At 38.3% G+C, this 7,725-nt stretch carries 6 protein-coding genes and 1 pseudogene; 4 read left to right on the top strand and 3 right to left on the bottom strand.

Features of this window, described 5'->3' with window-relative positions:
• Nucleotides 1-125 precede the first annotated feature (125 nt).
• Entirely contained in the window at nucleotides 126-1,424 is a 1,299-nt protein-coding gene (locus PN471_RS06265) for an ATP-dependent nuclease (protein WP_271776111.1), read from the bottom strand.
• Nucleotides 1,405-1,827, bottom strand: a complete 423-nt coding sequence (locus PN471_RS06260) for an AAA family ATPase (protein ID WP_271776110.1) — start codon at nucleotides 1,825-1,827, stop codon at nucleotides 1,405-1,407. The genes PN471_RS06265 and PN471_RS06260 overlap by 20 nt, the downstream gene beginning before the upstream one ends.
• Before the next feature lie 200 nt (nucleotides 1,828-2,027).
• On the opposite strand from PN471_RS06260, the pseudogene PN471_RS06255 reads away from it, so the two are divergent.
• A pseudogene (locus PN471_RS06255) lies at nucleotides 2,028-2,218 on the top strand (hypothetical protein); the annotation flags it as partial.
• Between the two features lie 181 nt (nucleotides 2,219-2,399).
• Here the strand turns inward: PN471_RS06255 and nagA are convergent.
• The gene (nagA, locus tag PN471_RS06250; protein ID WP_271776109.1) at nucleotides 2,400-3,593 is read right to left on the bottom strand and encodes an N-acetylglucosamine-6-phosphate deacetylase; all 1,194 of its coding nucleotides are present in this window, start codon (nucleotides 3,591-3,593) and stop codon (nucleotides 2,400-2,402) included.
• A gap of 132 nt (nucleotides 3,594-3,725) precedes the next feature.
• On the opposite strand from nagA, the gene purE reads away from it, so the two are divergent.
• The 3 genes from purE to sppA all read left to right on the top strand — a co-directional run bounded on the left by purE (nucleotide 3,726) and on the right by sppA (nucleotide 7,294).
• Nucleotides 3,726-4,241: a 5-(carboxyamino)imidazole ribonucleotide mutase gene (purE, locus tag PN471_RS06245; RefSeq protein ID WP_271776108.1), complete on the top strand. Its 516-nt coding sequence runs from the start codon at nucleotides 3,726-3,728 to the stop codon at nucleotides 4,239-4,241.
• Nucleotides 4,242-4,413: 172 nt separating this feature from the next.
• A complete protein-coding gene (fni, locus tag PN471_RS06240; RefSeq protein ID WP_271776107.1) occupies nucleotides 4,414-5,469 on the top strand; it encodes a type 2 isopentenyl-diphosphate Delta-isomerase in 1,056 nt (351 codons plus the stop codon).
• Between the two features lie 7 nt (nucleotides 5,470-5,476).
• Nucleotides 5,477-7,294, top strand: a complete 1,818-nt coding sequence (gene sppA, locus PN471_RS06235; RefSeq protein ID WP_271776106.1) for a signal peptide peptidase SppA — start codon at nucleotides 5,477-5,479, stop codon at nucleotides 7,292-7,294.
• Nucleotides 7,295-7,725 lie beyond the last annotated feature (431 nt).

Below are 7,725 nucleotides of genomic sequence, written 5' to 3'. Positions count from 1 at the left end.
CTTTATTTTGCCAAGCACTTAATATTTTCTGTCTTATATCAATCGAATATGCTGCTGCCATACATCTCAATTATTTTATTTTTTTTACATCTTTAAAGTTTACCATCTTTGTACTGCGTTTGATCTCAAACTGCTGTAGGTTCGTATTTCTTTTTATCAATCCATTCTTTAACATCTTCAATAGCAAGCTTTTCTTCACGGTTTTCGTCACATTCATTAATGACTGCTGTTATTGCTTCTGGATGAAGTAGATAATTTTCATACATACGTCGAGGCAGTAATTTAACAGGTTTTTTACTTCTTTTCTGCAACTCCTTTTCATCATTATCCGACCTATTCTCACGGTCAAATAAGAATCCAATAGCAGGTGGAAATAAGCTTGAACCTCCACTAAGCTTGTCATAGATATCAAATATCAAGTTAGCATTTTTATTATCTAAACGTCCTACATCCTGAACAGCCAAAATTGTAGTACCTAACAATGATTTTTCGGCTAATTTCTCTAAAATTAATGGAAAGCATATTTGCTCTGTTGGACCTTCTACCCAAAGAATATTATCAGCACCAAAAACATCTGATAAACTCACACCAACTTCTGCTAAAAGTGACCTTTGTTCCCTTGCTTCTTTGGCATTTATCACTGATACTTTAGTTTCACAATCTTCATATTTAAGCATGATAATTTTAGAAGGATTAGCAGCATTAATTATCGTTGGTGAATGAGTAGCTATAAAATACTGGTGCTGTGGAAATTGTTTCAATATCTCAATTAGTTTTTTTGCTGCCCCTGGATGTAAAAATGATTGTGGTTCATCAATAATTATAGTTCGTGGTTCGGGTGAATTCATGACAACATATAGAATAGCTAATACTTGACCGATACCTGTACCGCAAGATGATAAAGAAACAGCTAAATCTACCCTTTCGGTTTCTGGTTCTATATTCCAAACCATAATTTCTAGCTGATTATGATCCCTAGGTTCAACTGCTATTCTTTTAATATGGGGAAAAATTTGATTTATGTATTTGTTATACCTGTCAAAAGCTGTTGAGTTTCGACTTTGTAAACCACTCAAAACTTCAGCTAAATTAGATGCATTTGGTTCTAAAATTGACTTATTTCCAAAAGCACATTTGCTGATATTTAGTCGTTCAGCATAAAATCTATATATACGGCTTTTAAAGAGATTAAATAGCTTAATTAAAATAGTATCAGATAGCGTTGCAGATAGGTCGTTATTAAGCTCTAAATTCCCATCAACAGTTAGTTTAATATCAAGACAATGGTAAATATTTTCGCCATTTGCACTACCTCTTATCGGATAAATATTTTCGCTATTTTCATAACTTATTACATCACTTGAATTACAATATAAAATGAACGGTAAATCTGTATTATCTATATCAATAATATTTAGAACCATACAATGAGACGATAAATTCTACAGAGTCATCTTTACTAAGTGATTTGTCCAATTGATCAATTGTATAATTAACATTATAATCATGGCTCTTTGATTGATCGTATACTGTCGGAATGACCAATGGCAGTAAACGTTGACCTAGAATTAACCTTAATTCTTCTTTTTGAAGATATAGATAAAGTTTAGATTGTGATCGGGTATTTTCTAATTTAGATAATGGACTTTTTAAAGTTTCAATACTGCAATGTGGCACATTATTAAAATTTAATGTCAGTGCTTCTAATAGTGCTGTTTTACCCGCATTATTCTGACCAACAATAATATTAATACCCGGTGTAAATTCCAGTAGACCAGAATCTTGAAAAGATTTGTAGTTGAAAAGTTGAAACTTGGAAATGTGCATATAAATTAACAGTAGTGAATTTTGGTCATGTATGTTAAATAACTAAAATAATTATAATAGTGATTGTATTTTTTATTTCAGCAAAGCCAAATATTGTTTATTTTCTCAATATTCTTGACAAATAGTTCAATTTACAGATATGAATAAGCCTCAGATAACTTACGTAACTTCAACTACGCAAAAAAGATACATTTACAAAAATTCTCATAAGAATTCGGGCTTCAGGAATGCAATTGTTGGTCATTGATACCGAGAGCAAATTTGTATTAACTGGCTTTGCTAAGGCATTAGCCCAAACAGCCGCAGGTATATATTATCACCTACCCAAAGCGACAGATAAAGTGATCGCCGCTATGATAGAGACGCTATAGCGGATATAAAAGTTAAGTAATCTGACAAATAATTATTTAAACTAAAAAATATCCTCAGAGATGTAGATATTTAGCACTGCTAAAACCCCCACACCTCTATGTTCTTTGTCATTTTGCAAAAGTGTATATTCCACCCGTGTTTAGTATAAACGTTATTTTTTTCATCAATACCGTCAAAACTCTGAACTATTGTCAAAAAGTCTAAGCTGACAACTTGATACTTGAGACAGTTAACCGATTCCATGTCAGTTCTTTGTCAACCTCATCCCATTTCCAGCGTAATAAATGGGCGGGTTGTTTGGCGGCAAATTTTGGCAAATTGATAGCTTGCCTAGGTGCGTCTGTAGCAAGGCTAATGGCGGTTTCTATGTCACAAATTCCCCATTTTACTAGATTTTGAACTCCAGTTAATAATGGTAGGGTTGTTCCTGATAAAGTGCCATCTTGTAATCTGGCTGTACCGTTAATAACTTCTATTTGTCGGGTATCCCAAGGATAGATGCCGTCAGGTAATCCTAATGGTGCAAGGGCATCACTGACAATAAATAACCTTTCACTGGCACGCAGAAGAATTTTTAAGATCATTGGGGTAACGTGCTGACCATCGGCAATGAAGCCACAAAACACATCAGGATTGTCCATGGCTGCGCCTAATAAGCCCGGTTCACGGTGGTGTAGGGGTGGCATGGCGTTAAAGGCGTGGGTGATCATTGTAGCACCTTGAGTAAAGGACTGTTGTGCTTCTGTGGCTATGGCTTGTGAATGTCCTAAGCTGACAGTGATTCCCAAGGAACGCAAGTAGGGGATGACTTTACCTGTGGTGTCTAATTCTGGTGCGAGGGTGATGACTTTGAGGATATGGGCATAATCTCCTAATACCCGTTTAACTTGATCTATGGTGAGGGGAAGAAGATATTCGGCTGGATGTGCGCCGCGTTTGTAGTAGTTTAAAAAGGGACCTTCTAAATGGACTCCGAGAATTTGGGCGGAGGTTGGAGAATTGGGGGTATAATTGGCGAGAATGGCGAGCGATCGCTGAATATTGGCGATGGAGGTTGTCACTAGGGTGGGTAAATAGCCGTCAACTCCTGCTTCCCATAGAAATGAAGAGATTTTTGACAGCATAGAAGAGTTTTCTGCTGTTAATTCCGGGAAGGCTAATCCTAGTCCACCATTGATTTGTAAATCCACACCACCTAAAGAAATCCAGTCTCCAGCTACATCTAAAATTTGTAAGTTTTGTGGTACAACTTTTTCCCATGCTGCATTCATGGGCATAATTTCCTCAATTATGCCTGCTTGGTTAACTAAGATTCTTTGTAAATCTTGATAACCGGGGACTTTTGCGTTGATAATATCTACATTTGCCAGCATGGTATTTTTGTCATTGGTCATTGGTCATTGGGAATAGATAGAAATTTATTCTCTCCCTGTCACCTGTCCCCGTGGCGTAGCACCTGTCCCCGTGGCGTAGCACCTGTCCCCGTGGCGTAGCACCTGTCACCTGTCACCTATTCCCTAAATTATATGAGTCTTGAAGTTGGTATTGTCATGGGTAGTGATTCCGATTTGCCTACAATGAGGGATGCGATCGCTATTTGCGAAGAATTTGGTATTGTAGTTGAAGTTGCCATTGTCTCTGCCCATCGTACCCCAGAACGGATGGTTGAATATGCTAAAACTGCACATCAACGCGGTATCAAGGTAATTATCGCTGGTGCTGGTGGTGCGGCACATCTCCCTGGTATGGTAGCATCTTTAACTCCTTTACCTGTGATTGGTGTTCCCGTCCCTACTCGGAATTTACAAGGTGTGGATTCTTTATATTCTATAGTGCAAATGCCAGCAGGAATACCTGTTGCTACTGTCGCTATTGGAAATTCTAAAAACGCTGGACTTTTAGCTGTCCAAATTCTGGCTACTCACCAACCAGAATTACTGGAAAAAGTGCAAGTTTATCGGCAAAGTCTCTGTAATATGGTCATGGAAAAGCAAGCTAAACTAGACCAGATTGGATATGAAAAATATTTACAACAACAATAGATATTTACACAAGGCGGTTAGAAACCGTATCTACACAGGCAAAACCCACCTGCGTGGGTTAAGACTTATTGGTTATTAGTCCGTGAAGACGGACTTTGTTTATGTAGCCGCGATTTATAATCGCCAGGGCTTAGTGCAAAATATAAATATTCACATAACTCCATATTAAGCCGTGAACCATCCTATCAACACCTCAGCCCAAACCCAAAATCGCAAAGCAGATCATATTCGCATCTGTTTAGAAGATAATGTCCAATCTCCAGTAATTACCACTGGTTTAGAAAAATATCGCTTTACTCATGCTTGTTTACCAGAAATTGATGGTAAAGATATTGATGTGAGTACGACATTTTTGGGAAAATATCTCCATGCACCTTTGTTAATTTCTTCCATGACGGGAGGAACAGAACAAGCGGGGATTATTAACCGTCGTCTGGCTGAAGTCGCCCAAGCATATAAATTACCAATGGGTGTAGGATCTGTAAGAGTGGCAGTGGAAAAACCTCAAGTTGCGAATACGTTTGCTGTTCGTAAATATGCGCCAGATATTCTCCTCTTTGCTAATTTAGGCGCGGTACAGCTTAATTATGACTATGGTATTGATGAATGTTTGCGAATTATTGATCTAGTCGAAGCTGATGCTTTGATTTTACATATTAACCCTTTGCAGGAATTCATTCAACCCAGGGGTGATACTAATTTTCATGGCTTGCTTGACAAAATATCTGACTTGTGTAACAAATTACCAGTTCCCGTCATTGCCAAAGAAGTAGGTAATGGAATTTCCGCAACTATGGCAGAAAAACTGATAGCTGTGGGAGTGCAAGCTATTGATGTGGCTGGCGCTGGGGGTACGTCTTGGGCGATGGTGGAAAGTGAACGGGCAGAAACTGCCTTACAGCGGCGGTTGGGGCAAACATTTGGGGACTGGGGGATACCCACAGCCGATTGTATTGCCAGTATTCGGGAACATGATCCCGATGTTCCCTTAATTGCTTCTGGGGGCTTACGCAATGGTTTAGACGTGGCTAAAGCGATCGCTCTGGGGGCTGATATTGCTGGTTTGGCAATGCCCTTTCTCAAAGCTGCGGCAGTATCGGAAGCGGCTGTAGTAGAATTGACAGAGGTATTAATTGCCGAAATCACCACTGTATTATTTTGCACCGCCAATAGCAGTCTGTATAAATTAAAGCAATCTCAGAGTCTACAACGAACAACTGACTTATAAATAACTAATGACTAATTTTCTTAAACAAACCTTAGCAAGTTTAATTGGTAGTTTACTAGGACTGACAATTTTTTCTGGAGTCAGTACCCTGGGATTCTTATTAATATTAATTGCGGTTGCTAGTTCTCAAAGTTCAGCCCCAACAGTGAAAGATAAGTCAGTTTTAGTTTTCGACTTGTCTATGAAAATCACCGATAGTGAACCTAATTCTAGCCAAATTTTGGAGAAAACTTTTAGCGGTGTTGAAGAAAATAACATCACCCTTCGCAAAGTTGTGGAAACCTTAGATAAAGCCGGACGTGATCAAAATATTGTAGGTATTTATATAGATGGAACTAATGCTAATAGTGCAGTTGGTTATGCTTCCTTGAAAGAAATCCGTCAAGCATTAGAAAAGTTCCGCAAAACTGGCAAAAAAATTATTGCCTATAGTCCAGATTGGCGTGAAAAAGAATATTATCTCAGTTCCGTAGCCAATCAAGTTATAGTTAATCCTATGGGAGCAATGGAAATGAACGGTTTAAGTTCACAACCAATGTTCTTAGCGGGAGCATTTGAAAAATACGGCGTTGGTGTGCAGATTGTGCGGGTGGGTAAATTTAAGGGTGCAGTAGAACCGTTAATTCTTGATAAACTCAGCCCAGAGAACCGGGAACAAACCCAGAAATTGTTAGATGATGTGTGGGGAGAGTGGCGGACATCTGTGGGTGCAAGTAGAAAGATTCTACCGCAGAAATTGCAAGCGATCGCTAATAGTCAACCAATTTTAGAAGCCACAGAAGCTAAATCCAACAGTCTAGTAGATACAATTGCTTATGAAGATCAAGTATTCACCGACTTAAAAAAATTAACTGGTAACAGTGAAAAAGATCAAACATTCACAAAAATCAGCTTAGGTGATTATGCCGAAGTTCCCGGAAAATCTTCAAATTCAGACCATAAAATTGCCATTGTTTATGCAGAAGGAGAAATAGTTAACGGTAGCGGTGACGAAGGACAAATTGGCGGTGATAACTTTGCGAAAATATTCTCAAAAATTCGCCAAAATGATCAAATCAAAGCAGTAGTTTTCAGAATTAATAGTCCCGGTGGTAGTGCAACCGCAGCCGAAATCATGCAGCGAGAAATCAAATTAACTCGGCAAATTAAACCCGTCATTGTTTCTATGGGAGATGTAGCTGCTTCTGGTGGTTATTGGATTGCAAGTGACTCCAACCGCATTTTTGCCCAAGCTAATACCATTACAGGTTCTATAGGTGTCTTTGGCGTATTATTTAATGGTCAAAAACTAGGCAATAATAATGGCATAACTTGGGATAGCGTAAAAACGGCTCAATATGCAGATCAACAAACCATTTCCCGTCCTAAATCACCTCAAGAATTAGCAGTTTATCAACGCAGTGTTGACCGCATTTATAATCTCTTCTTGCAGAAAGTTTCCCAAGGACGGAAAATTCCCACTGCAAAAGTAGCAGAAATCGCCCAAGGAAGAGTTTGGTCAGGAACAGCAGCCAAACAAATCGGTCTAGTTGATGAAATTGGTGGTTTAAATGTAGCCATTGAATATGCAGCTAAACAAGCAAAATTAGGAACTGATTGGGAAATACAAGAATATCCGCGAGGTACTACCTTTGTAGAAAAGTTATTTGGTAAAAAATTAGATCAAACAAAAGCCAAATTAGGCATAGAAAAAACCCCAACTAAAAACTTAAACCCCTTAATAAATGAACTAGAAAAATTCCAACAGGAAATCAAAACCTTGCAAACAATGAATGATCCTCAAGGGATTTATACTCGTTTACCAGTGAACTTCAAAATTGAATAGGTAAGTAGGTGAACACAATAAAACTAAACTGTGTAAAGAAACGTAAAATCGACAATTTTCAACGCCAACCTACTTAATTGGTAATTGGTAATTGGTAGCAGGGCAAACGCACCTAAATTCTCTAATCCATGTCCAGCAAGAGTTTCAACTTTTAGTTACAAAACTAAACAATCGTCAAAACCTTTGTCCAGTAAGCATTCTAAAAATAAGATGCGTTTGCCCTGTAATTGGTAGTTAAGGAGGATTAAACTATTGATGGTGACGTACTCCACACACTCCCTTTCAGGTGACTGTGGGCTTCTCAGTGACTCCTCTATGAGGACATTAACTGAGCTTTAAGACCGTGCGCCCCACGGTTCTTTGGTTTTGAGATTTGTTTTTTGTTTTGTAGGCTGCATTTCTGCATTTAATTGGACTACACCTACTTTTTT

The organism is Aphanizomenon sp. CS-733/32, assembly GCF_028330045.1.
Lineage (GTDB): Bacteria > Cyanobacteriota > Cyanobacteriia > Cyanobacteriales > Nostocaceae > Dolichospermum > Dolichospermum gracile.
This window is presented reverse-complemented; position numbering and strand designations above follow the sequence as displayed.